This window comes from Candidatus Latescibacterota bacterium (assembly GCA_020633725.1).
Lineage (GTDB): Bacteria > Krumholzibacteriota > Krumholzibacteriia > JACNKJ01 > JACNKJ01 > VGXI01.
Genome location: JACKDC010000005.1, coordinates 56,188 through 79,909 on the forward strand (window position 1 = coordinate 56,188; position 23,722 = coordinate 79,909).

The following is a 23,722-nucleotide window of genomic DNA, read 5'->3' on the forward strand; positions in this document are numbered from 1 at the left end:
GCGGCGACGCTCCTTCGCTCGGGTTAGGCCTTGCCGGCCAGCCAGGACAGGGGATCGGCGAGCTGCGCCATCATCGTGGAGACGAAGCGCGCCGCGTCGGCGCCGTCGGCCACGCGGTGGTCGAAGGCCAGGCTCAGCGGCAGGATGCTGCGGATGACGATCTCGCCATCGCGCACCACCGGCTTCTCCTGCACCTTGCCGAGGCCCAGGATCGCCACCTCGGGGTAGTTGATCGTGGGCAGCAGGGCCGTGCCGCCCAGCGGACCCACGTTGGTGATCGTGAAGGTGCCGCCGCGCAGCTCGCTCACGTCCACCGTTCCGGCCCGCGCTCGCTCCGCGAGCGCGCGGATGTCGGCGGCGATCTCCATCACGCTCTTCGTGTCCACGCCCCGCACCACCGGTACGATCAGCCCGCGTCCCGTGTCCACCGCGATGCCGATGTTGATGTAGCGCTTGTAGACGATCTCCTCGCGGAAGGGATCGAGGCTCGCGTTGAACGCGCGGGCATTCTTCAGCCCTTCGGCCACGGCCTTGGCCACGAAGGCCAGCAGCGTGGGGGGCGCGGCGTCCGTGCCCGCGAGGCGCTCCTTCTCACGCACACGGTACCTTTCGAGCTCGGTGACGTCGGCCTCGTCCATGTGCGCCACGTGCGGCACCATCACCATGGAGCTGACCATCCTGTGCGCCACCTTGCGGCGGATCGAGCGCAGCGGCTCGCGCTCCACCTCGCCGAACTGCTCGAAATCGGGCATCGGCTCCACGTCGAAGAAGGGGATGCCCCCGCCGGTCCAGGCCATCGCGGGCTCGCCTGCGCGCGCGGGCGCCGCGGCCGGGCCACCGCCGGCCTGGAAGCGGTTCAGATCTTCGGCCGTGACGCGCCCGCCCGGCCCGCTCGGCGTGACCTGGTGGAGGTCGATGCCCATCTCGCGCGCCAGACGGCGCACCGCGGGCGCCGCGGGCACGGGGCCGGCGGCGTCGCGCGTGGGCGGAGGCGCCGAGGGCGCGGGGGGTGCGGCCGGGGCCGGCGCCGTGGGCGCCTCGGCCTGCGCGGGCCTGGCAGGCGCGGGGGCGGGAACGGCGGCGCCGGAGGCCGCGCCATCGTCGATCACCGCGATGACGTTGCCGACCATCACCACATCGCCCACCTTGCCCCCGAGACGCTTCAGCGTGCCCGCGGCCGGGGAGGGGATGGTCACCGCCGCCTTGTCCGTCTCCACGTCCACCAGGGGCGCGTCCTCGGCGATGGTCCCGCCCTCGCTGACGTGCCACTTCAGGATCTCGCCCTCGTGGACGCCCTCGCCGAGATCGGGCAGCTTGAACTCGTACACGCGATCCTCCCTCAGAAGTCCAGGGTCTGCTCCAGGGCGTCCAGGATGCGGCCGGCCGTGGGCAGGTAGGCCTGCTCGCGGCTGAAGCCGGGCGTGACCACGTCGAAGCCGGTGACGCGCGCCACCGGCGCCTCGAGGTAGAGCAGCGCCTTGTCGTTGATGCGGGTGACGATCTCGCTCGACATGCCGAGGCTGCGCGGCGCCTCCTGCACCACCACGCAGCGCCCGGTCGTCTTGACCGAGTCGGCGATGGCGTCGCCGTCCAGGGGCGACATGGTGAGCGGGTCGATCAGGTGCGTCGTCGCGCCCCGCTTCGCCTCGAGCTGCGCGGCCGCCTGCTCCGCCGGGCGGCGCATGGCGCCCCAGGCGACGAGCGTGACGTCCTTGCCCTCGCGCACGTGCTCGGCCACGCCCAGGGGCATGGACTCGGGCGTCTCCGGCACCTCTTCGCGCCAGGCGCGATAGCTGTGCTTGGGCTCCATGAAGACCACGGCGTCGGGGTCGGCGATGGCCGCGCGCAGCAGCGCCCGCGCGTTGCGCGGCGTCGACGGGATCACCACCTTCAGCCCCGGGAAGTGCGCGTAGGTCGCCTCGCGGCTCTCGCTGTGATGCTCCAGCGCGCGCACGCCGCCGCCGTAGGGCATGCGCATCACCATGGGCACGCTGTACCTGCCGTGGCTGCGGTTCCGCACGCGCGAGGCGTGGCCCTCCATCTGCGCGATGGCGAGGTAGGAGAAGCCCGAGAACTGCATCTCGCAGACGGGCCTGAGCCCCGCCATGGCCATGCCGATGCTGGTGCCCGCGATGGCGCTCTCGGCCAGCGGCGTGTCGATGACGCGGCCCTCGCCGAACTTGTCGTAGAGCCCTTCGGTGGCGCGGAACACGCCGCCGTTGATCCCGACGTCCTCGCCCAGCACGACGACGCTGTCGTCCTCGGCCATCATCTCCGTGAGGGCAAGATTGATGGCCTGGATCATGGTGAGCTTAGGCATCGCCCGCCTCCTTGGCCCGCGCGGCGTCCCGCGCCAGCAGCGCGTGGAAGAGCTCGCGCTGCTCGTTGATCACCGGGTGGAGGGTTCCAAACACGTGGTCGAAGGGCGTGTCGGGGGGGAAGGTGGTCTCGGTCTCGTAGACCTTCACTTCCTCGGCGATGCCCGCGCGGATCTCCTCGCGCAGCGCGGTCTCGCGGGCTTCGTCCCAGAGGCCGCGGGCCTCGAGATAGCGGCGCAGGCGCAGGATGGGATCCTTCTCGGTCCACTCGGCCTGGGCGGCCTCCTCGTTGCGGTAGCGCGTGGGGTCGTCGGCGGTGGTGTGCACGCCCATGCGATAGGTGACCGCCTCGATGAGCGTCGGCCCCTCGCCACGCTTCGCGCGATCGATCGCCTCGCGCGTGGCGACGACCATGGCCAGGACGTCGTTGCCGTCCACCTGGATGCCCGGCATCTCGTAGGCCACGGCCTTCTGCGCGATGCTCCGCGCGCTCGTCTGCTTGCTGCGCGGGATCGAGATCGCCCACTGGTTGTTCTGGCAGATGAAGACCACCGGCGCCTTCCACACGGCGGCGAAGTTGAGCGCCTCGTGGAAGTCGCCCTGGCTGGTGGCGCCGTCGCCGAACCAGCAGACCGTGGCCGCCTTCTCGCCGCGCAGCTTCTGCGCGTAGGCGAGGCCCACGGCGTGGGGAATCTGCGCGCCCACGATGATCGAGTCGTAGAGGGTGCGCAGCGCGGGGTCGATCGCCGAGCCCTCCTCGCGGCCGTTCCAGAAGTGGAGGACGTCCTTGAAGCGGTGCCCGCGCATGAGCCGAGCGCCGAGCTCGCGGAAGGCGCCGACGAACCAGTCCATCGGGCCCATGCAATACACCGGGCCCACCGACGCGGCCTCCTGGCCGACGCTGGGACTGAAGGTGCCGAGGCGGCCCTGGCGCTGCAGGTTGAGCATGCGCTGGTCGGCTTCGCGGCCGAGCACCATGCCCCGGTAGAGGGTGTGAAGATCCTCGGGAGGCAAGCCGGGATCGAGCGCCTGGTCCACCTCGCCGCTGGGGGCGAGGATCTGCAGGGTCTCGATGCCGAAGCTCGCCAGTTCCGTTCTCGGCATTGCCGTCCTTTCGCTGAGGCGGGCGCAGAGGGCGGGAGGCGGAGACTCTCGCCGGCAGGCCTGCATTGACGGGGGGCGCGCGCCGGCGGCGACCTCGTTCCTGTGCTGGGGTCAAGCGGCGGTCGTCCGGCGCCGGCCCGCTCACACTAACCCGAGCGCCCTGTCGCCGCAAGGGTTCCGGCGGCAGGCGACAAGAGGGTCCGGCGCTCCGTTTTGGCCGCAGCGCCCCGGTCCCGCTCTTGCGCTTCCGGCCGGCTTGCGGCATTGATGGGTGCGTTCCTTCAGCGAAGCGGAGATCCCGTGAACTTGCTCATCGTCAGCGGCTCGACGCGAGCGCGCAGCCGCACCCGAGCGCTGGCCACCGGCCTCGTCTCCGTGGCCGAGACCGCGGGGGCCTCCGTGCGCCTGCTCGACCTGCACGCGACGCGCCTGCCGCTCTTCGAGTCCGGCAATGCCGACCTGGCCGCGCGGCCCGAGGTCGAGGAGATCAAGGACAGCGCCGCCTGGGCCGACGGCTTCCTGCTCGGCACGCCGGAGTACCACGGCGGCGTCAGCAGCGCGCTCAAGAACTGGCTGGACTACCTCTACGAGGAACTGGCCGGCAAGCTGGCCGGCGTCTACGCGGTGACGGGTGGCGGCGGGGGCGACATGTCCATCACCGCGGTCAAGAACAGCGTGCACTGGTGTCACGGCTTCACCCTGCCCTTCCATGCCGCGGCGCGAGGGGTGGACTTCGACGGCCTCGCGCTGCAGAACGAGAAGGTCCGCGACCGCCTCGAGCGCCTGGTCCGCGATCTGGTGCGCTACGCCCCCGTGCTGCGATCAACCTTCGAGTCGGCGCGCGCCCAGGGCAAGGGGCCCGAGGCGGGATTCGCCGGCTTCCACGCGGACTGAGTCCGGGAGACCTTCGTGACGATCCCCACCCTCGGCGAAGAACTCGCCGCCGCCCGGGCCCAGGGCGGTCTGGTCTTTCGCCTCCAGCTCGGCGGCGAACTCCTCCGCGTCACCGGCGCCGACGCGCCCGCCTGGCTGCAGGCGAACCTGAGCCAGGATCTCGAGCCGCTGACGCCGGGCCACGGCGCGCGCAGCCTGCTGCTCGACGCGAAGGCCGCCGTGCTGGCCGACATGGTCGTCCTGCGCACCCGCGAGGGCTTCCTGCTCGTCGCCGACGCCGACCCCGGCCGCCCGCTCGCCGAGGAGCTGGAGCGGCGCGTCTTCCGCGAGAACGTGCAGCTGCGCTCGCTGGAGGGCGCGGCCGAGCAGCTCAGCCTGGGGGGGACCGGCGCGGCGGACTTCCTGCGCGAGCGGCTGAGCGTGGACGCCCTGCCCGTCGCGCTGCACGCGCACGCGGAGGCGGAGCTGGCCGGCTGGCCCGTCCGCGTCCTGCGCTCGCGCAGCCTGGGCGTGCCCGGCTGGGACCTCCTCTTCGATCCGAGCTGCGGCCCGCAGGACCCAGCGGCCGCGGCCCAGGGCGAGGGCGCGGCGGGTGCGCTGCGCGGGCTGTTTCTCGCGCTCGACGCCGCCGGCGCCCGGCGGCTCTCCGCCCAGTCCGTGGAGGCGCTGCGTCTGGCCGCGGGACAGCTGCGGCGCGAACCGGATCTGCAGCGAGTCCTGCCCCAGGAGGCGGGGTTGTTGCCCGAGGCCGTGAGCGTCGCCAAGGGCTGCTATCCCGGGCAGGAAGTCGTCATGCGACAGCACAGCCGGGGCAAGCCGCGCTGGAGGCCCCAGCTCGTGGCCGGCGAGGGCGATCCGCCGTCGCCCGGCAGCGCGGTGGAGGACGCCGAGGGCGCGAGCGCGGGCTGGGTGAGCTCCGCGGCCCACGTGCCGCCGCCCGCGGCGCCGGGCTTCCTGGCGCTGGTCTTCGTCAAGGCCGAGCGCCCGCGGGAGGGCGCGCTGCGGCTCCGCGCGGAGGGCGAGGCGCCGGCGCGGCCCCTGGAGCTGCGAGAGCCCTTGCCCTTTCCGCTTTCGCCATGACACGCGCCTGTCAGTCCGACCGGCTTTCCTGACGGGTTCGGCCGTCACCGCTGTCAGGGCGTCAGCGCCCCCCGCGGCGTCCGCTGCGCGAGAATCGCCTAAGTCGCGTTGAAGCCGCCTGTTGCGGGCGAAGCTCCGAGCTGGTCCACAGCTTGCGCAGTCCCCTTCGGCGCCGCCCGTTCGGGCGGCAACGAGGAGGTCACGCATGGATCCCGGACGCTTCACCCGCAAGTCACAGGAGGCCCTCCAGGCCGCCCAGGCGGCCGCGCTGCGGGGGTCGCATCACGAACTCGACGACCTGCACTTGCTCCTCGCGCTGCTCGAGCAGGAGGGGGGCCTGGTGGGACGTCTCCTGCTCCGCCTGGACCTCGATCCGACGCGCGTGGCCACCCGCGCCCGCGAGGCGCTGGAGCGCCTGCCGCAGGTGAGCGGCGCCGGCGCGGGCAGCGGACAGCTGCTGCCGAGCCGTCGCCTTCAGCAGCTGCTGGTGGCCGCCGAGGACGAGGCCAAGGCGATGGGGGACGCCTACGTCTCCGTGGAGCACCTGCTCCTGGCCATGCTCGGGGCTGGCCGCTCGCATCCGGCTGGGCGTCTGCTCGCCGAGGCCGGACTCGCCAAGGGCGCCGTGCTCGCCGCGCTGGAGGGGCTGCGCGACGGCCAGAAGGTGGAGAGCGAGGACCCCGAAGCCGGCCTCGAGGCGCTGGAGAAGTACGGCAGCGATCTCGTGGCGCTGGCCCGCGAGGGCAAGCTCGACCCGGTGATCGGGCGCGACGCGGAGATCCGTCGCGTGATCCGCATCCTCTCGCGCAAGACGAAGAACAACCCCGTCCTGATCGGCGAGCCCGGCGTGGGCAAGACCGCCGTGGTGGAGGGGCTCGCGCAGCGGATCCTGCGCGGGGACGTCCCCGCCTGGCTCAAGGGCCGCCAGCTCTGGGCGCTCGACCTGGGCGCGCTGCTCGCCGGCGCGAAGTACCGCGGCGAGTTCGAGGAGCGCCTCAAGGCCGTGCTGAACGCCATCAGGCGCAGCGAGGGCGGGATCATCCTGTTCATCGACGAGATCCACAACATCGTGGGCGCGGGCAAGACCGAGGGCTCGCCCGACGCCGGCAACCTGCTCAAGCCCATGCTGGCGCGCGGCGAGCTGCACTGCATCGGCGCGACGACCCTGGACGAGTACCGCAGGCACGTGGAGAAGGACGCGGCGCTGGAACGTCGCTTCCAGCCCGTGCTGCTGGAGGCGCCGGACGTGGCCGACACGGTGTCGATCCTGCGCGGACTCAGGGAGCGCTTCGAGGTGTTCCACGGCGTGCGCATCCAGGACGCCGCGCTCGTGGCGGCGGCGTCCCTGTCCAACCGCTACATCAGCGACCGCTTCCTGCCCGACAAGGCCATCGATCTCGTGGACGAGGCCTGCGCCTCCGTCCGCACCGAGATCGACTCCGAGCCCGCGCGCCTGGACGAGGCCGGCCGGCGGCTCATGCGCCTCGAGATCGAGGAGGCGGCGCTGAAGCGGGAGACGGACCGCGCGAGCAAGGAGCGCCTGGCGCTGCTGCGCCGGGAGCTGGCGGAGCTGCGCGAGGAGACGAGCGCGCTGCGCGCCCAGTGGGACCTCGAGAAGGAGCGGCACGCGGCCCTGAGTGAACTGCGTGCGCAGGTGGAGAGCCTGCGGCGGGAGGCCGAGGCCGCCGAGCGCAGCTATGCGCTCGATCGTGCCGCCGAGCTGCGGCACGGGCGCATCCCGTCCCTGCAGCAGCGCATCGCTGAGGCCGAGGAGGCCGCCCGCGCGGCGCGCGACGCGGGCGGCGCGCCGCTGCTCAGCGAGACCGTGGGCGAGGCCGAGATCGCGGCGGTCGTCTCGCGCTGGACCGGCGTGCCGGTGGAGCGGCTCGTGGAAGGCGAGCGCGAGAAGCTGCTGCGGCTCGAGGCGATCCTCCACCGCCGCGTGGTGGGACAGGACGAGGCCGTCCGCGCCGTGGCCGACGCCGTGCTGCGCGCGCGCGCGGGCATCCAGGACCCCGCGCGGCCGCTGGGCTCCTTCCTCTTCCTCGGCCCCACGGGCGTGGGCAAGACCGAGCTGGCCAAGGCGCTCGCCGAGGCGCTCTTCGACCGCGAGGAGAACCTGATCCGCCTCGACATGAGCGAGTACATGGAGAAGCACAGCGTCGCGCGGCTCTTCGGCGCGCCGCCGGGCTACGTCGGCTTCGAGGAGGGGGGACAGCTCACCGAGGCGGTCCGCCGCAAGCCCTACAGCGTCGTGCTCTTCGACGAGATCGAGAAGGCGCACCCCGAGCTGTGGAGCGCGCTGCTGCAGATCCTCGACGACGGCCGCGCCACCGACGGCCAGGGCCGCACCGTGGATTTCCGCAACACCGTGATCATCATGACCTCGAACATCGGCTCGCCGCTGCTCATCGACGGCGTGGACGCCGGCGGCGAGATCTCCCCCGCGACGCGCGAGGCGGTCTTCGCCGAACTGCGCCGCCACTTCCGGCCCGAGTTCCTGAACCGGCTCGACGAGCAGGTGCTGTTCAAGCCCTTGACGGCCTCGGAGATCGAGTCCATCGTGGACCTCATGACGGCGCGACTCGCCGGTCGCCTGGCCGAGCAGGCGCTCGAGCTGGTGGTGGAGCAGGACGCCCGCCGCTGGCTGGCGCGGCGCGGCTACGACCCGGTCTTCGGCGCCAGGCCGCTCGCCCGCACCCTCAAGCGCGAGCTCGAGACGCCCATCGCCCGGCTGCTGCTCGCGTCGGGGCGGGGCGAGGGCGGCGGCGAACGCGTGCGCGTGGCGCTGGCCGCCGACGGCGAGCGCCTCGAGTTCGTGCGCGAAGCGAGCGCGCCCAAGGAGGAGGCGGCCTCATCCTGATGCGGGGCGGCGGGCGGGCGTGAGCGTCGCGCCGGCCGCCATGGCGCGATTGGAGACCCGGTGCCACGCAGCCCTCGTCTGGTCCCCGGCAACTGGGTGCCCGAGTTCAGCGCGGAGGACGAACAGGGCCGTCTCGTCAGCCTGGGCGACTTCGCCGAGCGCTGGGTGCTGCTCTACTTCTACGTGGCCGATGGACGTCCCGGCTGCGAGGCGCAGGCGCTGGGCTACCGGCGCCTCTTCGAGGAGATCAGGGCACAGGGCGCCGTGGTGCTGGCGATGAGCGCGGACCCGCCGGCGAGCCATGCGGCCGCGAAAGCCCGTCTCGCGCTGCCCTTCACGTTGCTCACCGACGAGCGGCACGCCATCGCCCAGGCCTACGGCGCCTGGGGCACGCGCATGATCCTCGGCGAGACGATCACGGGTGTGCTGCGCAGCCACTTCGTCATCATGCCGGGCTGCAGGCTCATGGAGGCGCGTGTGGGCGTGAGCGCTTCCGACAGCGCGGCGATCGCCCTGGAGACCCTGCAGGGCCGCGCGTTCTCGTAGCGGCGCCGGGACCTTGCGCGTCTCCAGGGAATGCGTATTTTCCATCCCGATCGATTTCAGGTTTACACCAGATTGGCGATCCACAGCTCTGGATCGCCCGGCAGCCCGGAGGAACCATGCCCTACGACGATCTCATGGTGGCGCCCATGCGCGAGGAACTGACCCGTCTCGGTGTGGAGGAGCTGCGCGACGCGGCGGACGTCAGTCGGTGGATGGACGATCACACGGGCAGCGCCCTGCTCTTCTTCAACTCGGTCTGCGGCTGCGCCGCGGGCATGGCCCGTCCCGGGCTGGCCCTGGCCCTGCAGAACGCGCATCGGCCCAACCGCGTCGCCACGGTCTTCGCGGGACAGGACATGGAGGCCACGGCCGCCGCCCGTAAGGCCATCGCCGAGGTGCCGCCCAGCAGCCCGAGCGCGGCGCTCTTCAAGGACGGCCAGCTGGTCTTCTTCCTGCCGCGCCACGCCATCGAGGGCCGCGACGCCCGCGACGTGGGCGCCGATCTGGCCGCCGCCTTCGACCGCTTCTGCGCTTGACCCCCGCCTCCGGAGGACAGGGATGAGCACGAGCACGCCTCTCGCGGAGCGCCACTGTCGCGACCTGCCCGCCGGCACGCCGGCGCTGGCCGACGGAGAGTTGCGCTCCCTGCTCGAACAGGTGCCGGGCTGGACCGTCGACGGCGAACGCCTGCGGCGGGACTACCGCTTCCCCGACTTCGTGACGGCCCTCGCCTTCGTCAACCGCGTGGGCGCGCTCGCGGAGGCGGAGGGGCACCATCCGGATCTGGAGCTCGCGTGGGGACGCGTGGGGGTGGCGCTGTGGACGCACAGCGTCGGCGGGTTGAGCGAGAACGACTTCATCCTGGCCGCGCGGATGAACGCGCTGCCGGCGACGGGCTAGCCGGCCGGGGACATCTCGCAGCGGCCGATGGCCTCCACGAGCGACTCCCACTTCACGGGCTTGCTCATGTAGTCGTCCATGCCGGCGTCGATGCAGCGCTCGCGATCGCCCTTCATGGCGTTGGCCGTCATGGCCACGATGCGCGGCTGCTTCTGGCTCGGGAAGTCGGCGCGGATGCGCCGCGTGGCCTCGAGGCCGTCCATCTCGGGCATCTGCATGTCCATCAGCACCAGGTCGTAGCTCTGGCGCCGCAGCGCGTCGAGCGCCTCGAGGCCGTTGGCCGCCACGTCGGCGCCGTAGCCCAGGCGCTCCAGCAGGCGCAGGGCCACCTTCTGATTCACCCGGTTGTCCTCCACCAGCAGGATGTGCAGCGGCAGCCGCTCCGCGAGGCGCTCCAGCGCGGCGGGGGGCGAGACGGCGGGGCCGTCCTCCCGTTCGCCGAGGGCGTCGAGGAAGGCCGCCAGCAGACGGTCCTGCCGCAGCGGCTTGCTCAGCGCCGCGCTCAGCGGCGTCTCGGCGATCGAGAAGCGCTGGCCGATGGAGCTGAGCATGATCTTGGGCGTCTTGGCGGTCTTGGGATGGCGGGCGAGCACCTGCGCGAGCTCGAGGCCGTCCATCTCGGGCATCTGCATGTCGAGCAGGATCATGTCGAAGCCCGGCTGCGACTCCACCATGGTGAGCGCTTCCCCGGGTCCCGAGGCGAGGATCGGCTGCATGCTCCAGGCGATGCACTGCACCTCGAGCAGGCGGCGGTTGGTGGCGTTGTCGTCGACCACGAGCACGCGCAGGCCGCGCAGGGCGTTCAGGTCGAGCGCGGGCTCGGGCAGGTTGCTGCGACGCACGCGCACGGTGAAGTGGAAGGTGCTGCCCTTGCCGGGCGCGCTCTCCACCCAGATGCGTCCGTTCATCAGCTCCGCGAGACGCTTGCTGATGGCCAGCCCCAGGCCGGTGCCGCCGTACTTGCGGGTGGTGGAGCTGTCCACCTGGCTGAAGGCCTTGAACAGCCGCGCCCGCGCCGCCGGATCGATGCCGATGCCCGTGTCGCGCACGGCCGTGTGAATCTCGTAGAGGCCCTCGCGCAGGAGCTGCGCGCGCACCTCGAGGGCGATCTCGCCCTCGCTGGTGAACTTCACGGCGTTGCCGATCAGGTTCACGACGATCTGGCGGAGGCGGGTGTCGTCGCCGATCACGGTGGGGGGCACGTTCGGCTCGACCAGGCAGGACAGCTCGAGCCCCTTCTCGCCCACCTTGAGCGCCATCAGGTCCAGGGCGTCCTCGAAGACCTCGCGCAGCTGGAAGGGGTGCTCCTCGAGTTCGAGCTGACCAACTTCGATCTTCGAGAAGTCGAGGATGTCGTTGAGGATCGTCAGCAGCGAGTCGCCCGAGCTGCGGATGACCTCCGCGTACTCGCGCTGCTCGGCGCTGAGCGACGTGTCCATGAGCAGGCTGGTCATGCCGATGACGCCGTTCATCGGCGTGCGGATCTCGTGGCTCATGGTGGCGAGGAACTCGTTCTTCGCGCGCGACGCGGTGGCGGCCTCGCTGCGCGCCTGCTCGGCCTCGTGCAGGGCCGAGGCGATGCGCTGGTTCGCCTCCTTGAGCTGGCCGAGAGTTTCGTCGAGCTGGTCGCCGCGCTTGCGCAGCGCCCCGCGCAGCAGCGCGAGCGCAGCGCGATTCAGGCCCAGGCCGACGGCGAGGGCGATGCCGACCACGGCGGCGGCGCCGGCGAACAGCGCCCAGTGGGGAAGTGAGCTCATGCCGCGTCCTTCGGATGGCGTTCCTACAGTCAGGTTATCGGAACTTCGAGACCTGGCTTTAGGAATCTCCGGATGACACGGCGGGCAGGGCGCGCGCGGCGCGCGGGACCTCCGCTTCCCGGGGAGGGCGCAGACGTCCCCATGCTTTCGCGCGGCTCAGTTCAGGTACTGGCGGCGATAGCGCTCGAGCGCGTCGTAGAGCTGCTCGTAGGACTCGATCACGAAGAGGATGGGCTGGTAGTGATCGATGTCGAAGGGCTGCGCGATCACCCGTTCCAGATCGAAGGGCGCGCGCTCCACCTCGGGGCTCTCCAGGCAGTGCTTGCCTTCGCCCGGCGAGGAGATGAGGCCGCTGCCGTAGAGCTTGATCCGGCCCTGCTCGCGGATGAGGCCGAACTCCACCGTGAACCAGAACAGGCGCTGGAGCTGCGTCAGACGGGGCTCGCCGCCGGCGGCCAGGGCGGCGGCGCCATAGGCCTGCAGGAAGTCCCCGAAGATCCGGTTCGCGTGCATGGGGATGTGGCCGAAGACGTCGTGGAAGATGTCCGGTTCGGGCAGGTAGTCGATCTGCTCCGGCGGCCGCACCGAGATCGTGGTGGGGAACTCGCGTCGCGAGAGGCAGGTGAAGAAGACGTCGGCGGGGATGTAGCCCGGCACCGCCATGGACTGCCAGCCCGTGATGGGCCCGAGCCGCGCGTTGATGTCGCTGAGCTGGGGCACGCGGTCGGCGTAGATCTCCAGGGTGCGAAGGCCGTCCAGGTAGGCCTCGCTCGCCTGGGACTCGAGCTCGCCGATCCGGCGATCGTAGAGCTTCTTCCAGACCGCGTGATTCTGCTCGGTGTAGGCCTCGTAGTCCTGGTCGATGTACGCGATCTCCATGCCCGCCTCCCGTGGTGTCGCTGCAGGGCTTTCGCACAATAATTTCGGAATCGGCGGGTTTGCGTCAAGGGCAATCCCGCCGCGCTCGCCTTGACGCCCCCGCGGCGGCCCCCCTATACTCCCCGCGCCTGCCCACCGTCCCCATCCGCAGCCAGGTGGTTGCCATTGCGCGCCTTGCATCGCCGCTCCCCTGCCCTACAACTCGCTCTCCTCGCCGCCGTCCTGGTCCTGGGACCGTGGGGACGTCCCTGTCCGGCCGCGCCCGTGCCCGCCGCGCCCGGCGCCGCGCTTGGCCTGCCGTCCGCCGTCGCCCCGCCGCCGCGGGCCCTGGGGGAGGCGCAGCGCGCGCGGCTCGCCGCGCTGCTGGACGGCGCGCCCGCGCCCACGCGGCAGGACGTCGCCTGGCTGGGCATCCTCGTGGACTTCAGCGACCGCCAGTTGTCGGCGACCTATGGCGAGGACTTCGACCCACTGAACGTGCTGGGCTATCCCGACTCCGTGGTGACCACCCCGCGCCGGGAGTGGTTCACGAATCTGATGACGCGCGCGTCGGAGTACTACGCGACGGTCTCGGCGGGCGCGGTGGCGCTGCACCCGACGCTGGCGGACTCGGTCGTCCACCTCAGCGGGACCATGAACCACTACGGCGACGACAGCGCCTTCAGCTGGGAAGAGGGCGTGCGCAGGCTCGCCGCCGAGGTGGTGGATTCGCTCGACGCGGCGATCGACTTCAGCGCCTGGGATCTCGTCACCTTCATCCACGCGGGGCCCGGGCAGGAGTCCGACCTGCTGCGCGACTCGCCCGAGCAGCTGTGGAGCGGCTACCTGGACTTCGCGTCGCTGAGCGAGGCCTTCGCGGACTCGCTGCCCGATCCGCCGGTGGACGGCTGGCCGGGCATCCCCACGGACGACGGCGGGTTCGTCCTCCAGCGCTTCAGCGTGGCGCCCGAGCTGGAGGTGGAGGAGCAGCTGTCGCCGCCCTACGTGCTGGGGCCGCTGGGTGTCTACGTCCACCAGCTGGGCAGCTACCTCGGCCTCGTCAGCCTCAACGATCTCGTGCCGCCCCAGGGGCAGGGCGCGGGCAACTTCGACCTGATGAGCTACGGCCTCTGGAACGCGCTGGGCTTCGTGCCCGGGCCGCCCTCGGCGTTCAATCGTGTCCTCCAGGGCTGGGCGACGCCGGACCTGCTCCCGCGCGCCGACGCCACCGCCGCCCAGGCGCGCCAGCTCGCGAGCTGGGAGCAGGGACCCACGGGCACGGTGCTGGAGCTGCCCATCTCCGACCGCGAGTACTTTCTCGTGGAGAACCGCAACCAGGACGCGAACGGCGACGGCGCCTTCACCTTCGACGACGCCAACGGCAACCACCTGCCCGACAACGGCGAGTCGCTGCTCGGCGCCGAGTTCGACTACTTCACCACGCAGTACAACGCCTCGGACCAGACGCCCGGCAGCGGCCTCTTCGTCTGGCGCATCGACGAGGAGTTCCTGCGCCTGACCTTCCAGTACGACGTCAACCTGATCAACGCCTACAACGACCACTACGGCGTCGCGCTGCTGGAGGCCGACGGCTACCCCGACCTCACCGTCTTCAGCTTCGACGAGAACGCCTACGGCGGCGACTTCGACGCCTTCCGCGCCGCCGGCGGACCGAACGACCTCGTGGCGACGCAGACATCCATCGACCAGCACAGCCTGCCCTCCACGCGCAGCGCCGAGGGCGCCGACAGCGGCTGGCGCTTCTCGGGCATCGGGCCCCACGGCCCCAGCATGGACTTCACCGTGCGGTGGGAGCCGGGCGCCTGGGCGCGCGCCGAGTGGAGCGCCGAGGGCCGCCTGCCCGTGGGCGACCCGCTCCTCGCCGACCTGCTCGCCGACCCCGGCGACCTGCCCGAGTTCGCGTTCCTGCTGAGCGACGGGGCGGACTCGCTCTTCGTCGCCGTCCAGCCGGCGGGCGCGGGCTTCGGCGAGCCCGTCACGATCGCCGCGCTCACCGGCGTCCCCGCGGGGGCGCTGGCCGGCGGCGACCTGGACGGCGACGGCGCCGACGAGATCGTCCTCCTCACCCGCGACGGCCGCCTCTTCGCCTGGAAGGGCGACGGCACGAACCTGTCGGGTACGCCCGGCGCGCCGCTGCTCACCGTGGCGGGGGCGTCCGCGGGGCCGCTGCTGCTCGCCGCGTCCGCGCTCGGGGTGGTCGGGGACGCGGCCGTGATCGTCCTCTTCGAGGACCAGCCCGACGACGGCGGCGCCGGCTTCTCGGCCACCGTGCCGCGCGCGTTCGACGGCGCCGGCGCGGCGCTGGATCTCGCCGCCGCGGGCCTCGGCTGGGAGCTGCCGCAGCGCGGACTGCCGATGGGGCCGCCCGCGCTCGGGCTCGCCGTGGCGCCGGGCGAGCGCGGCTACGGACATGGCGCCGCCTCGCTGGCCTTCGTGCAGGTGGCGCTCGCGGACACGTCGGGGACGGGCGCGGCGAAGGTGCTGCGCCTCGCGTCACCGCCGGCCGCCGCCGCCGGCTGGGCGGGCGTGGACTCGCTGGCCATCCCGCTGAGCGCCGATGCCGCGCTGCAGCTCGCGGCCGGCGACCTCGACGCCGACGGCGTCGACGACCTGCTCGTGGAGACCGCGTCCGGTCTCTCGCTCTGGTTCCCCGCGGGCCGCCTCGGCGGCGCCGGCGACGGGGAGACGCTCTTCCGCGCCGACGAGACCGCCGTCCACGGCAGCGGCCTGGCGCTCCTGCCCGCGGACCTCGGCGGGGACGGCCTCGCCGTCGCGCTCGCCGCGGGCGCCGGCGCGTTCGCCGCCGTGGGCCCGGAGGGTGGTGCCCTCTCGACCTGGCTCTTCGAGCCCGGGCAGACCGACCCCGATCCCGGCTTCTGGGCGGACCCCGTGCGCTGGCTCCTGCTGCGCCGCGACGCGGACGGCCGCGACCATCCGCTCCTGGCCACCTACGACGGGCGCGTCTTCGTGGGCCGCGCCGACCTGGCCGCGGGGGCGGCGTCCCAGTTCCCAGGCGGCGACCTGGGCGGCAGTCCCGTCCTCGCGGATCTCGACGGCGACGGCCTCCTGGAACTGCGCGGCCTCAGCGGGTTCACACCCGCCACGGGGAACACGGCCGGCGAGGACACGCTGCTGGCCGGCGCCGTGGCCCGGGTCTGGCAGCTCGACACGGACCTGCCCGCCGCGGGCGCGTCCTGGGCCCAGGCCGGGGCCGACGCGGGACGCAGCCGGCGCCTGCCGCTGGCGACCGGCTTCGCGCCGGCCACCGGCGGCGCGCGCCTGACCGAGGCCTACGGTTACCCCAACCCCGCGGGCGAGAGCGTCACCTGGCGCGCTTCGACCGACACCCCTGCGCAGATCACGGTGACGCTCTACGACCTCGAAGGCCAGCAGCGCCTGCGGGTCGCGGGGGCCACCGACGGCTACAGCGCCTGGGAGCGCGAGAGCTCGCTTGTGGGCCTCGCGCCCGGCGTGTACTTTTATACGATCCGCGCCGAGGGCTCGGGCGATCTCCGCAAGGGGCGCCTGGCCGTGTTGCGCTGATCCGTCCAGTCCTAGGAGGAACGATGGCGATCCGTGCCCGCATCCTGGCAGCCCCTGCACTCGCGCTGCTGCTTCTCGCCGGCGGGGCGATCACCGCCGCGGCCTACGAGCCCGGCACCTCGGGGCTGCTCTTCCTGCGCCTGGGCGTGGGCGAGCGCGCCGCGGGCATGGGCGAGGCCTACACGGCCCTCGCCGCGGACGCCACGGCCCTCTACTGGAACCCCGCGGGACTGGCGGCCGTCGAGCGCACGCAGGTGCACTTCATGCACAACGAGTGGATCTCCTCCGTGCGGCAGGAGTTCGCCGGCCTCGCGCATCCGACGCGCTACGGCACCTTCGCCGTGGGCATCACCGGGCTCAACATGGACGAGCTCGAACTGCGCGAGGAACTGCCGAGCAGCGAGCCGCTGGGACACTTCTCGGCCTTCGACATCGCCGTGCACGGCGCCTACGGCCGCGAGTTGCTGCCCGGCGTGCAGGCGGGCCTCGGCGTCAAGTGGATCTACAGCCGGCTCTACGAGGAGAACGCCAAGGGCTTCCTCGTCGATCTCGGCCTGCGCCACGAGACGAAGATCCCCGGCCTCACCCTGGGCGCCGCGCTGCTGCACTTCGGCGCCAAGTTCAAGTACGTGAGCGAGGAGTTCGACGCGCCCCGCACGATCAAGCTCGGCGCCGCCTGGCTGGCGCCCTTCCATCCGGCCGAGGGCGACGTCCGCCTGGCCTACGACCTGCTGCTGCTCAGCGACAGCGACACCAGCACCGACGCGGACCTCGGCGCGAGCAAGTCCCTCAATGCGCGCAATCACGTGGGCGTCGAGTACGACTACCAGGGCCTGGCCGCGCTGCGCGCGGGCTACAAGGCGGGCTACGACTCGCAGGGGCTGAGCGTGGGCGCGGGCCTGCGCTGGCACCAGGTGATGTTCGACTACGCCTTCCTGGCGGTGAGCAACGATCTGGGCAGCGTGCACCGCCTCGGGCTGACGCTCGACATCTGAGCGCCCCTAGCGCCCCTCGGCGCCCGGCCGCGGCCGGAGACGGCAGTGCGGCGGGCGGTCGGGATCGTCCACCGTCTCCACGGGCACGGTCAGCCCCGCGTCGTTCATCAGGGTCAGCTGGCCCTCGACGAGACGGGCGTAGCTGAAGCGCAGGATCCAGTCGCCCAGGCAGAGGATCTCCCAGCGGCTGTAGCGCAGGTGGAAGCCCAGGTGCAGGTGTCCGAGGATGAGCGCGTCGAAGTCCTCGTTCAGCACCGCCTTCAGCCGCAGGGGACGGCCCTGGCGGCCCTGCTCCATCTGCTTCTCGTCGAGCCAGCGGCTGCCGTGGGACAGGCGGTCCGCGAGCCAGAAGGTGAGGTCGGGGTGGACGAGCCTGGCCGCGCCGAGGAAGACGGGATTGCGGATCACCGCCTTGAGGGCCAGGTAGCCGCGGTCGCTGCTGAGCGTCTCGTCGCCGTGGTCGACGCGCAGCCGGCGGCCCTGGTGCTCGGCCACGAGACCGTCGGGCGACAGGTCGAAGTCCCAGTCCCGCGCCAGGTGCTCCCCCAGCCAGTAGTCGTGATTGCCGCCGATGAGCGTCACGCCGGTGCCGGCGTCTCGTAGACGACGCAGAGCATGGAGGATGTCCCCGAAGCCCGCGGGGACCACCCGTCGGTACTCGAACCAGAAGTCGAAGAGGTCGCCGACCACGTAGAGCCGCTCCGCCCCCTCGGCGGCCACGCCGGCGAGGAAGCGGGAGAAACGCTCCCTCTTTTCGCGCTCGTGGGCGGAATCCCGGGCGCTGAAGTGGGCATCGGAGACGAAGTAGACGGCATCGCCGGGCATCGGGGCTCCCTGCGGCGGGGGTCGGCGACCACCCTAGGGCATCGCGTCGGCCGCGCCCAGGGGAAAAGCGGGCCGGGGACCGGGAACCCCGCGGACGGCAGCGCGTTAGCGACGCACCCTGCCGGCGACCGTCCCTTGCCCCCCGGCCACGGCGCAGGAAATCTTGATCCTGACGAGAAATACAGATAGAATTCGCAATAGGGGACACCAGTGAGAGGAAAGGATTTCCAAGTGCTGAATCCAATTCAGAATCCAGGCGGCGCCCGCCGCGGAGTCCTCGGAGTCGCCATCGGCGTGCTGCTGCTGACCGGGATGGCCGGCGCTTCCCTCGCCAAGGACTACGGCGCGCTCCTCAACGCCGACACCGAAAGCCCCTTCCGCAGCGTCGCCTCCAAGGTCGTGCCCGCGGTGGTCTCCATCGAGGTGACCCGCGACGCCGAGGCGGCCATGCAGGACAACCCGCTCTTCGAGCAGTTCAAGTTCTTCGAGCGGCGCATGCCCGAGAACCACGTGCCCATCCCGGGTTCGGGCTCCGGGTTCATCATCAAGGACGACGGCACCATCGTCACCAACAACCACGTGGTGGGCGGCACCGAGACCATCAAGGTGCGCCTGCCGGGCGAGAAGGAACTCTACGACGCCGAGGTGCTGGGCACGGATCCGTCCACGGACCTCGCGGTGATCCGCGTCAAGGACGCCAAGGGCCGCAAGTTTCCCTACGTCGAGCAGGGCGACAGCGACGAGGTGCGCGTGGGCGACTGGGCCATCGCCGTGGGCAATCCGCTCGGCGAGCTCGAGGGCAGCCTGACCGTGGGCGTCGTCAGCGCCAAGGGCCGCAGCCAGCTGGCCATCCAGGGCGGCACGCCGCGCTATCAGGACTTCATCCAGACCGACGCGGCCATCAACTTCGGCAACAGCGGCGGACCGCTGGTGGACATCCACGGCCGCGTCATCGGCATCAACACCGCCATCAACGCCGCGGGCCAGGGCATCGGCTTCGCGATTCCCATCAGCCTGGCGGAGAAGATCATTCCGCAGCTCATCGCGGAGGGCAAGGTCACCCGCGCGTACCTGGGCGTGCTGCCCAGCGAGCTGGACGCCAGCCGCGCCGAGGCCCTGGGCCTCGACATCAGGCACGGCATCCTGATCGAGGACGTGGTGAAGGGCGGCCCCGCCGACCGCGCCGGTCTGCGCGAGGGCGACGTCCTCACCGAGTTCGCGGGACAGCCCGTGACCGACGTGGATCGCTTCCGCTTCATGGTCGCCGACCGCAAGGTGGGCGAGGACGTGGACGTGAAGGTGCACCGCGACGGCAAGGACCTCACCAAGAAGGTCGCGCTCACCGAGTTCCCCGAGGACGAACAGGCCCTGGCCGAGTCGAGTGACACGCGCGACTTCTTCGGTGTCGAAGTGGAGAACGTGGTCGGAAGCGAGCTCGCCGAGCAGCTCGAGATCGACGCCGACCACGGGGTCATCGTCACCCGCGTCCGGGCGGGCAGCGCGGCGGACGCCGCGGGCCTGCGCGTGGGCGACGTGATCCAGAAGATCAAGAACTTGGACGTCAATACCATGGAGGACTTCTCGAAGGCTGCCGAGCAGTTCCGGAATTCGGACAAGAAGCTGGGGCTGCTCGTTCAGAGGAAGGCCTACTCGACCTTCCTGTTCATCACACCCAGGTAGGGGGGCGCCCGCCCCACGGAACCACCCCTGCTGGAAAGGTTCACGCCGCGGCGACGCGGCTGGCGAAAGGACGGACCATGAGAGTCGATCGCGAACCAATCCGGCACAGCGGCGAGATCAGCTTGGACATCTACCTCAAGCAGATCCACGACATCCCGCTGCTGACGCGGGCGGACGAGGCGGATCTCGCCCGGCGCATCCGCGCCGGCGAGGAGGAAGCCCTGCACCGCCTGGTGGAGTCGAATCTCCGTTTCGTGGTGTCCGTGGCCAAGCAGTACGCGGGCCAGGGACTGAGCCTGACCGACCTCATCAACGAGGGGAACATCGGCCTCATCCGCGCCGCGGAGCGCTTCGACGAGAAGCGTGGGTTCAAGTTCATCAGCTACGCCGTGTGGTGGGTGCGCCAGGCCATGCTGCAGGCGCTGGCCGAGCAGTCGCGGATCTTCCGGGTCCCGCTCAATCGGGCCACCACACTGTACCGGCTCGGCAAGGTGCAGCAGCGCCTCACGCAGGACCTGGGCCGCGAGCCCACCGTGGAAGAGATCGCCGAGCGCCTCAAGCTCAGCCGCAAGGAGGTGCGGGGCACGCTGGACATCGCCAACGTCCCGCTCTCCATGGACGAGTCCTACGGCGAGGACGAGGAGAATCCGCTCCGCGACTACCTCAGGGACGAAGAGGCCGACGCGCCCGACGTGGACACCTATCGCCGCACGCTGGGCGAGGACGTCGCCGAGGTCCTGGACGGCCTGCCCGAACGCGAGCGGCAGATCCTCGTCCGTTACTTCGGGATCGGTGGCCAGGAACCGGAGACCCTGGAGCGCATCGGAGAGCGGCTGGAGCTGACCCGCGAGCGGATTCGTCAGATCAAGGAGGAGACCCTCCAGAAGCTGAGGAGTTCGCGGCACGGACAGGCGCTCAAGAGCTATCTGGAGTCCTGACAAGGGACTCGGCAGCGAACACTCCCGCGCGGGGGCACAGGGTGCCCCCGCGTTTCATTGTGCGCCTCCAGGCGGGAACGGAACCTGCTATTCCCCGCCCGTCCTTAGGGTCCTTGACAGTGCCCCGGAGGGGGCCTAGCTTGGGGCCGTTTCGAGGCTTTCACCCCCGAGGATCATGGCGAAGAAGAGCAAACGGTTCACTTTCGTGGTCATCCGCGAAACGGAGCATCCGATCCGCCAGCTTCGGCTCGAAGCCTGGCAGTTGCGGCTGCTCCTCGGCGCCTCCGCCTTGCTGCTCCTGATCCTCCTCGTCCTCGGCGTCGGCGGCCTCTTCCGCGGCCACAGCAGCTTCGAGCTGCGCCAGGCCGAGGCGGAGAACACGCGGCTGCGCGAGGACATCCAGCGCGTCCACGCCCGCGTGGCGGGGCTGGAGGCGACGCTCCAGGAGATCGACGAGTTCCAGCGCTGGACGCGCACCGTGGCCAAGCTCGAACCGCTCAGCGACGAGGTCCTCGCCGGCGGCGTGGGCGGACCCGCGCCGCTCAATCCGCCAACGGCCGAGCTCGCCAGCGTGGACCGGCGGCTGGATCGCCTCTCCGGCCGCGCCCAGGTGCTGCGACGGAGCGCGGAGAGCGTGCTCTCGGCGCTCAGGGACGACCAGGAGCGCCTGAGCCGCATCCCCTCGATCCGGCCCGTCGTGGGCGGCCGCCTCAGCAGCCGCTTCGGCCGCCGCGTGGACCCCTTCACCGGACGTCCCGCCTTCCACCGCGGCATCGACCTGTCCGCGCGCAAGGGCACGCCCATCATGGCCACGGCCGACGGGCGCGTGCTCAAGGTGCGGCGCTCGGACACGGGCTACGGGAACATGCTCATCATCGACCACGGGAACGGCGTGGAGACGCGCTACGCCCACTGCGACCGCATCCTCGTCAGCGAAGGCCAGAAGATCGCCCGCGGCGAGGTGGTGGCCACGGTGGGCAGCAGCGGCCACTCCACGGCCCCGCACCTCCACTACGAGGTGATCCGGGACGACAGCTACGGCAATCCCAGTCAGTACATCCTGTCCGACGAATTCATCGTTGACTGATTTTCGCCTCTCCGGCTAACTGAGCCCGACCGCGCGGACCGAACGCGCCCGGCCGAGCGCCGTGGCGCGGCGGTCGTCGTGGCGCCGGGCGGCGTCACGGTGGCGCGGCGGCCCGCTTCAGGAGTGGCATGACGCGTAGCGCGAGGTTCGGCCTAGCCCTGCTCTTCGCCGTGGCCTGGCCCGCGGCGTCGGCAGCCGCCGCCCAGGTGAGCGGCATCCGGCACTGGACGGCCCCCGACCACACCCGCGTCGTCCTCGATCTGGAGGGCGACTACCAGTTCACGATCGGCACCCGCCAGTCGCCCGAGCGCGTGGTGATCGATCTGGCCGGCGCGCAGTTCGACTGCGGCACCGAGAACCGGCCCGTGGACGACGACATCCTCGCCCGCATCCGCTGCAACCGGCTGCGCCGGGGCGCCCAGGTCGTGCTGGACCTCAAGGACGCCTACACCTTCAAGTACTTCGCGCTGGACGCCATCCCGAACAAGAAGCCGCGCCGCCTCGTGGTGGACGTCTTCCCCTCGCAGCGTGGCGAGAGCCCGGCCGAGGCCGTGGCCGAGACGCCGCCGGCGCCGCCCGGCGACGCGCCGCCGCCGCTGGGGCGGGAGGTCGTCGTGGTGATCGACGCGGGGCACGGCGGCGAGGATCCCGGGGCGATCCACCGCGGCGAGCGCGAGAAGACCATCACCCTGGACATCGCCCGGCGCCTGGAGCGCGTCATCGACGCCATGCCAGGCTATCGCGCGGTCCTCACGCGCTCCGGCGACTACTACGTCCCCCTGGCGCGGCGGCGCGAGCTGGCGGACAAGGCCAAGGGCGACCTGCTGGTGAGCATCCACTGCAACTCGGCGCCGAACCGGAACGCCGGGGGGATCGAGCTCTACTACCTGTCCACCCAGGGCGCGAGCAGCCGCCGCGCCGCGGCGCTGGCCGATCTGGAGAACCGCGCCGACCTGGTGGGCGGCATCCATCCGGCGGCGGGGGACGAGGAGTTCCGCCTGGTGGTGAACCGTCAGCTGGGCGTGGCCATCGAGCGCAGCCGCCTGGTGGCCGAGTCGCTGCGGGCGGCGGCCTACCGGGATCCGCAGCTGCGATCGAGCCGGCGGCTGAAGCGCGCGGGGCTGGCCGTCTGCAAGATGGTCTCCATGCCGTCGGTGCTGGTGGAGGTGGGCTTCTTCACCAACCGGAACGACTTCCAGCTCCTCGCCAGCCCCGAGGGCCGGCAGAGCTACGCGGACTGGCTGGCGCGGGGCATCGACGACTACTTCCGCGAGCACGCCGCCACGCTCTTCGACCCGCTCTTCGCGCGGCGCGACAAGCTGATCTACAAGGTCCGGCCGGGCGACAACCTCACGCGCATCGCGAACAAGTTCGACGTGAGCGTCGAGGACCTGGTCCGCGCCAACCGGCTCGAGAAGGCCAATCATCTGGGCGTGGGCGACCTGCTGCTGGTCGTCTCCGAGACGGAGCAGCCCGTGGTGCACCGGGTGCAGAAGGGGGAGAACCTCACGCTCATCGCCAAGCGCTACGGCGTCAGCGTGGACTCCCTGCTCCAGGCCAACCGGCTGCGCAGCCGGGACGTCATCCGCCCCGGTCAAGAACTCGTGATCCTGCCGCAGGGCGGCAAGGGGGACTGATGCTCGGCGCCCTGGGCCGCAACCTGCCCATCAAGATCACCAGCCTGGTGCTGGCCACGCTGCTCTGGGCCATGGTGGCCGGGCAGCGGGAGGTCATCCGCACCCTGCGCGTGGCCCTGGACCTGCCCGCGCTGCCGGACTCGCTCATGTACCTGCAGAGCCCGCCCGCCAGCGTCCAGGTGACCTTCCGCGCCAGCGGGCGCAAGCTGTTCTGGCTGCGCCTGCGCCCGCCGCTCCTGCGCCCGGGGCTCAGCCTCCAGGCCACCGACGAGCCCGTGGTCCTGCGCCTCCGCGAGGAGCTGCTCGACCTGCCCCGGCAGTTCAGCGGCACGGTGATGGACATCAGCCCGGCCAATCTGCGCGTCCAGATCGCGGCCGTGGGGGAGAAGGAAGTGCCCGTCAAGGTGGTGGTGGGCAAGGAGCCGCGGCATCCCTACCGGCTGGCGGAGGGCAGCACGCCGGTGGCCACGCCCAGCCACGTGCGGGCCCGCGGCCCCCGGGAGCGCGTGGACCGCATGCCCTGGGTCCGCACCGAGTTCCTCGACCTGTCCGACGAGACCGAGAGCGGCGTGCGCGCCGTGAGCCTGGAAGCCCCGGACTCCCTGCTCCGCTTCGAGCCGTCCACGGTGCAGGTGCGCTACGAAATCGAGGCCTGGCAACCCGAGTGAGCACGGGC

The 23,722-nt window shown here is 71.6% G+C and carries 19 protein-coding genes; 13 read left to right on the forward strand and 6 right to left on the reverse strand.

Features of this window, described 5'->3' with window-relative positions; all coding sequences use genetic code 11:
* Nucleotides 1-23: 23 nt before the first annotated feature.
* From H6693_11355 to pdhA, 3 genes are read right to left on the reverse strand one after another with little or no spacing between them, the layout of a single operon-like run.
* Nucleotides 24-1,328: a 2-oxo acid dehydrogenase subunit E2 gene (locus H6693_11355; protein ID MCB9516781.1), complete on the reverse strand. Its 1,305-nt coding sequence runs from the start codon at nucleotides 1,326-1,328 to the stop codon at nucleotides 24-26.
* A gap of 11 nt (nucleotides 1,329-1,339) precedes the next feature.
* Nucleotides 1,340-2,320 carry an alpha-ketoacid dehydrogenase subunit beta gene (locus H6693_11360; protein MCB9516782.1) on the reverse strand — a complete coding sequence of 327 codons (981 nt, stop codon included), beginning with the start codon at nucleotides 2,318-2,320 and terminating at the stop codon, nucleotides 1,340-1,342.
* A complete protein-coding gene (pdhA, locus tag H6693_11365; protein MCB9516783.1) occupies nucleotides 2,313-3,422 on the reverse strand; it encodes a pyruvate dehydrogenase (acetyl-transferring) E1 component subunit alpha in 1,110 nt (369 codons plus the stop codon). Before pdhA ends, H6693_11360 begins: the two co-directional genes overlap by 8 nt.
* A gap of 300 nt (nucleotides 3,423-3,722) precedes the next feature.
* Between pdhA and H6693_11370 the strand changes: the two genes are divergently transcribed.
* The 6 genes from H6693_11370 (at nucleotide 3,723) to H6693_11395 (ending at nucleotide 9,705) form a co-directional block, all read left to right on the forward strand.
* Complete coding sequence (locus H6693_11370) at nucleotides 3,723-4,316, forward strand: NAD(P)H-dependent oxidoreductase (GenBank protein MCB9516784.1); 594 nt, start codon at nucleotides 3,723-3,725, stop codon at nucleotides 4,314-4,316.
* 15 nt (nucleotides 4,317-4,331) lie between these two features.
* On the forward strand, nucleotides 4,332-5,396 hold the full coding sequence (locus H6693_11375; protein ID MCB9516785.1) for a hypothetical protein: 1,065 nt from the start codon (nucleotides 4,332-4,334) through the stop codon (nucleotides 5,394-5,396).
* Nucleotides 5,397-5,601: 205 nt separating this feature from the next.
* Nucleotides 5,602-8,259 (forward strand): ATP-dependent chaperone ClpB, encoded by a 2,658-nt coding sequence (gene clpB / locus H6693_11380; GenBank protein MCB9516786.1) that lies wholly within the window; start codon nucleotides 5,602-5,604, stop codon nucleotides 8,257-8,259.
* A 60-nt stretch (nucleotides 8,260-8,319) separates the two neighbouring features.
* Nucleotides 8,320-8,805: a peroxiredoxin gene (locus tag H6693_11385; protein MCB9516787.1), complete on the forward strand. Its 486-nt coding sequence runs from the start codon at nucleotides 8,320-8,322 to the stop codon at nucleotides 8,803-8,805.
* 116 nt (nucleotides 8,806-8,921) lie between these two features.
* Nucleotides 8,922-9,341, forward strand: a complete 420-nt coding sequence (locus tag H6693_11390) for a BrxA/BrxB family bacilliredoxin (GenBank protein ID MCB9516788.1) — start codon at nucleotides 8,922-8,924, stop codon at nucleotides 9,339-9,341.
* A gap of 22 nt (nucleotides 9,342-9,363) precedes the next feature.
* Nucleotides 9,364-9,705, forward strand: coding sequence for a 4a-hydroxytetrahydrobiopterin dehydratase (locus H6693_11395; GenBank protein MCB9516789.1), 342 nt, complete (start codon nucleotides 9,364-9,366; stop codon nucleotides 9,703-9,705).
* On the opposite strand, the gene H6693_11400 is transcribed toward H6693_11395, so the two are convergent.
* Together H6693_11400 and H6693_11405 are read right to left on the reverse strand one after the other, a co-directional pair.
* Nucleotides 9,702-11,462 (reverse strand): response regulator, encoded by a 1,761-nt coding sequence (locus H6693_11400; GenBank protein MCB9516790.1) that lies wholly within the window; start codon nucleotides 11,460-11,462, stop codon nucleotides 9,702-9,704. The genes H6693_11395 and H6693_11400 overlap by 4 nt on opposite strands.
* Nucleotides 11,463-11,618: 156 nt before the next feature.
* Complete coding sequence (locus H6693_11405; protein MCB9516791.1) at nucleotides 11,619-12,341, reverse strand: phenylalanine 4-monooxygenase; 723 nt, start codon at nucleotides 12,339-12,341, stop codon at nucleotides 11,619-11,621.
* A 264-nt stretch (nucleotides 12,342-12,605) separates the two neighbouring features.
* Here H6693_11405 and H6693_11410 point away from each other — a divergent pair, with 264 nt between their 5' ends.
* Both H6693_11410 and H6693_11415 read left to right on the forward strand, forming a co-directional pair.
* Nucleotides 12,606-15,884: a T9SS type A sorting domain-containing protein gene (locus tag H6693_11410; GenBank protein MCB9516792.1), complete on the forward strand. Its 3,279-nt coding sequence runs from the start codon at nucleotides 12,606-12,608 to the stop codon at nucleotides 15,882-15,884.
* Between the two features lie 23 nt (nucleotides 15,885-15,907).
* Complete coding sequence (locus tag H6693_11415; GenBank protein MCB9516793.1) at nucleotides 15,908-16,879, forward strand: PorV/PorQ family protein; 972 nt, start codon at nucleotides 15,908-15,910, stop codon at nucleotides 16,877-16,879.
* Between the two features lie 6 nt (nucleotides 16,880-16,885).
* Here H6693_11415 and H6693_11420 read toward each other — a convergent pair whose 3' ends face one another.
* Nucleotides 16,886-17,704: a UDP-2,3-diacylglucosamine diphosphatase gene (locus H6693_11420; protein MCB9516794.1), complete on the reverse strand. Its 819-nt coding sequence runs from the start codon at nucleotides 17,702-17,704 to the stop codon at nucleotides 16,886-16,888.
* A gap of 294 nt (nucleotides 17,705-17,998) precedes the next feature.
* On the opposite strand from H6693_11420, the gene H6693_11425 reads away from it, so the two are divergent.
* The 5 genes from H6693_11425 (at nucleotide 17,999) to H6693_11445 (ending at nucleotide 23,714) form a co-directional block, all read left to right on the forward strand.
* Nucleotides 17,999-19,384, forward strand: a complete 1,386-nt coding sequence (locus tag H6693_11425; GenBank protein MCB9516795.1) for a trypsin-like peptidase domain-containing protein — start codon at nucleotides 17,999-18,001, stop codon at nucleotides 19,382-19,384.
* Between the two features lie 77 nt (nucleotides 19,385-19,461).
* Entirely contained in the window at nucleotides 19,462-20,322 is an 861-nt protein-coding gene (locus H6693_11430; GenBank protein MCB9516796.1) for an RNA polymerase sigma factor RpoD/SigA, read from the forward strand.
* Nucleotides 20,323-20,497: 175 nt separating this feature from the next.
* The gene (locus H6693_11435; protein MCB9516797.1) at nucleotides 20,498-21,409 is read left to right on the forward strand and encodes a M23 family metallopeptidase; all 912 of its coding nucleotides are present in this window, start codon (nucleotides 20,498-20,500) and stop codon (nucleotides 21,407-21,409) included.
* Between the two features lie 128 nt (nucleotides 21,410-21,537).
* A complete protein-coding gene (locus tag H6693_11440) occupies nucleotides 21,538-23,046 on the forward strand; it encodes an N-acetylmuramoyl-L-alanine amidase (GenBank protein ID MCB9516798.1) in 1,509 nt (502 codons plus the stop codon).
* Entirely contained in the window at nucleotides 23,046-23,714 is a 669-nt protein-coding gene (locus H6693_11445) for a YbbR-like domain-containing protein (protein MCB9516799.1), read from the forward strand. The genes H6693_11440 and H6693_11445 overlap by 1 nt, the downstream gene beginning before the upstream one ends.
* Nucleotides 23,715-23,722 lie beyond the last annotated feature (8 nt).

Excerpts from the sequence above, each read along its gene's own strand:
- H6693_11360 (MCB9516782.1), bottom strand. The coding sequence starts at position 2,320 with ATGCCTAAGCTCACCATGATCCAGGCCATCAATCTTGCCCTCACGGAG.
- pdhA (MCB9516783.1), bottom strand. The coding sequence starts at position 3,422 with ATGCCGAGAACGGAACTGGCGAGCTTCGGCATCGAGACCCTGCAGATC.
- clpB (MCB9516786.1), top strand. The coding sequence starts at position 5,602 with ATGGATCCCGGACGCTTCACCCGCAAGTCACAGGAGGCCCTCCAGGCC.
- H6693_11390 (MCB9516788.1), top strand. The coding sequence starts at position 8,922 with ATGCCCTACGACGATCTCATGGTGGCGCCCATGCGCGAGGAACTGACC.
- H6693_11395 (MCB9516789.1), top strand. The coding sequence starts at position 9,364 with ATGAGCACGAGCACGCCTCTCGCGGAGCGCCACTGTCGCGACCTGCCC.
- H6693_11400 (MCB9516790.1), bottom strand. The coding sequence starts at position 11,462 with ATGAGCTCACTTCCCCACTGGGCGCTGTTCGCCGGCGCCGCCGCCGTG.
- H6693_11405 (MCB9516791.1), bottom strand. The coding sequence starts at position 12,341 with ATGGAGATCGCGTACATCGACCAGGACTACGAGGCCTACACCGAGCAG.
- H6693_11415 (MCB9516793.1), top strand. The coding sequence starts at position 15,908 with ATGGCGATCCGTGCCCGCATCCTGGCAGCCCCTGCACTCGCGCTGCTG.
- H6693_11420 (MCB9516794.1), bottom strand. The coding sequence starts at position 17,704 with ATGCCCGGCGATGCCGTCTACTTCGTCTCCGATGCCCACTTCAGCGCC.
- H6693_11430 (MCB9516796.1), top strand. The coding sequence starts at position 19,462 with ATGAGAGTCGATCGCGAACCAATCCGGCACAGCGGCGAGATCAGCTTG.
- H6693_11435 (MCB9516797.1), top strand. The coding sequence starts at position 20,498 with ATGGCGAAGAAGAGCAAACGGTTCACTTTCGTGGTCATCCGCGAAACG.
- H6693_11440 (MCB9516798.1), top strand. The coding sequence starts at position 21,538 with ATGACGCGTAGCGCGAGGTTCGGCCTAGCCCTGCTCTTCGCCGTGGCC.
- H6693_11445 (MCB9516799.1), top strand. The coding sequence starts at position 23,046 with ATGCTCGGCGCCCTGGGCCGCAACCTGCCCATCAAGATCACCAGCCTG.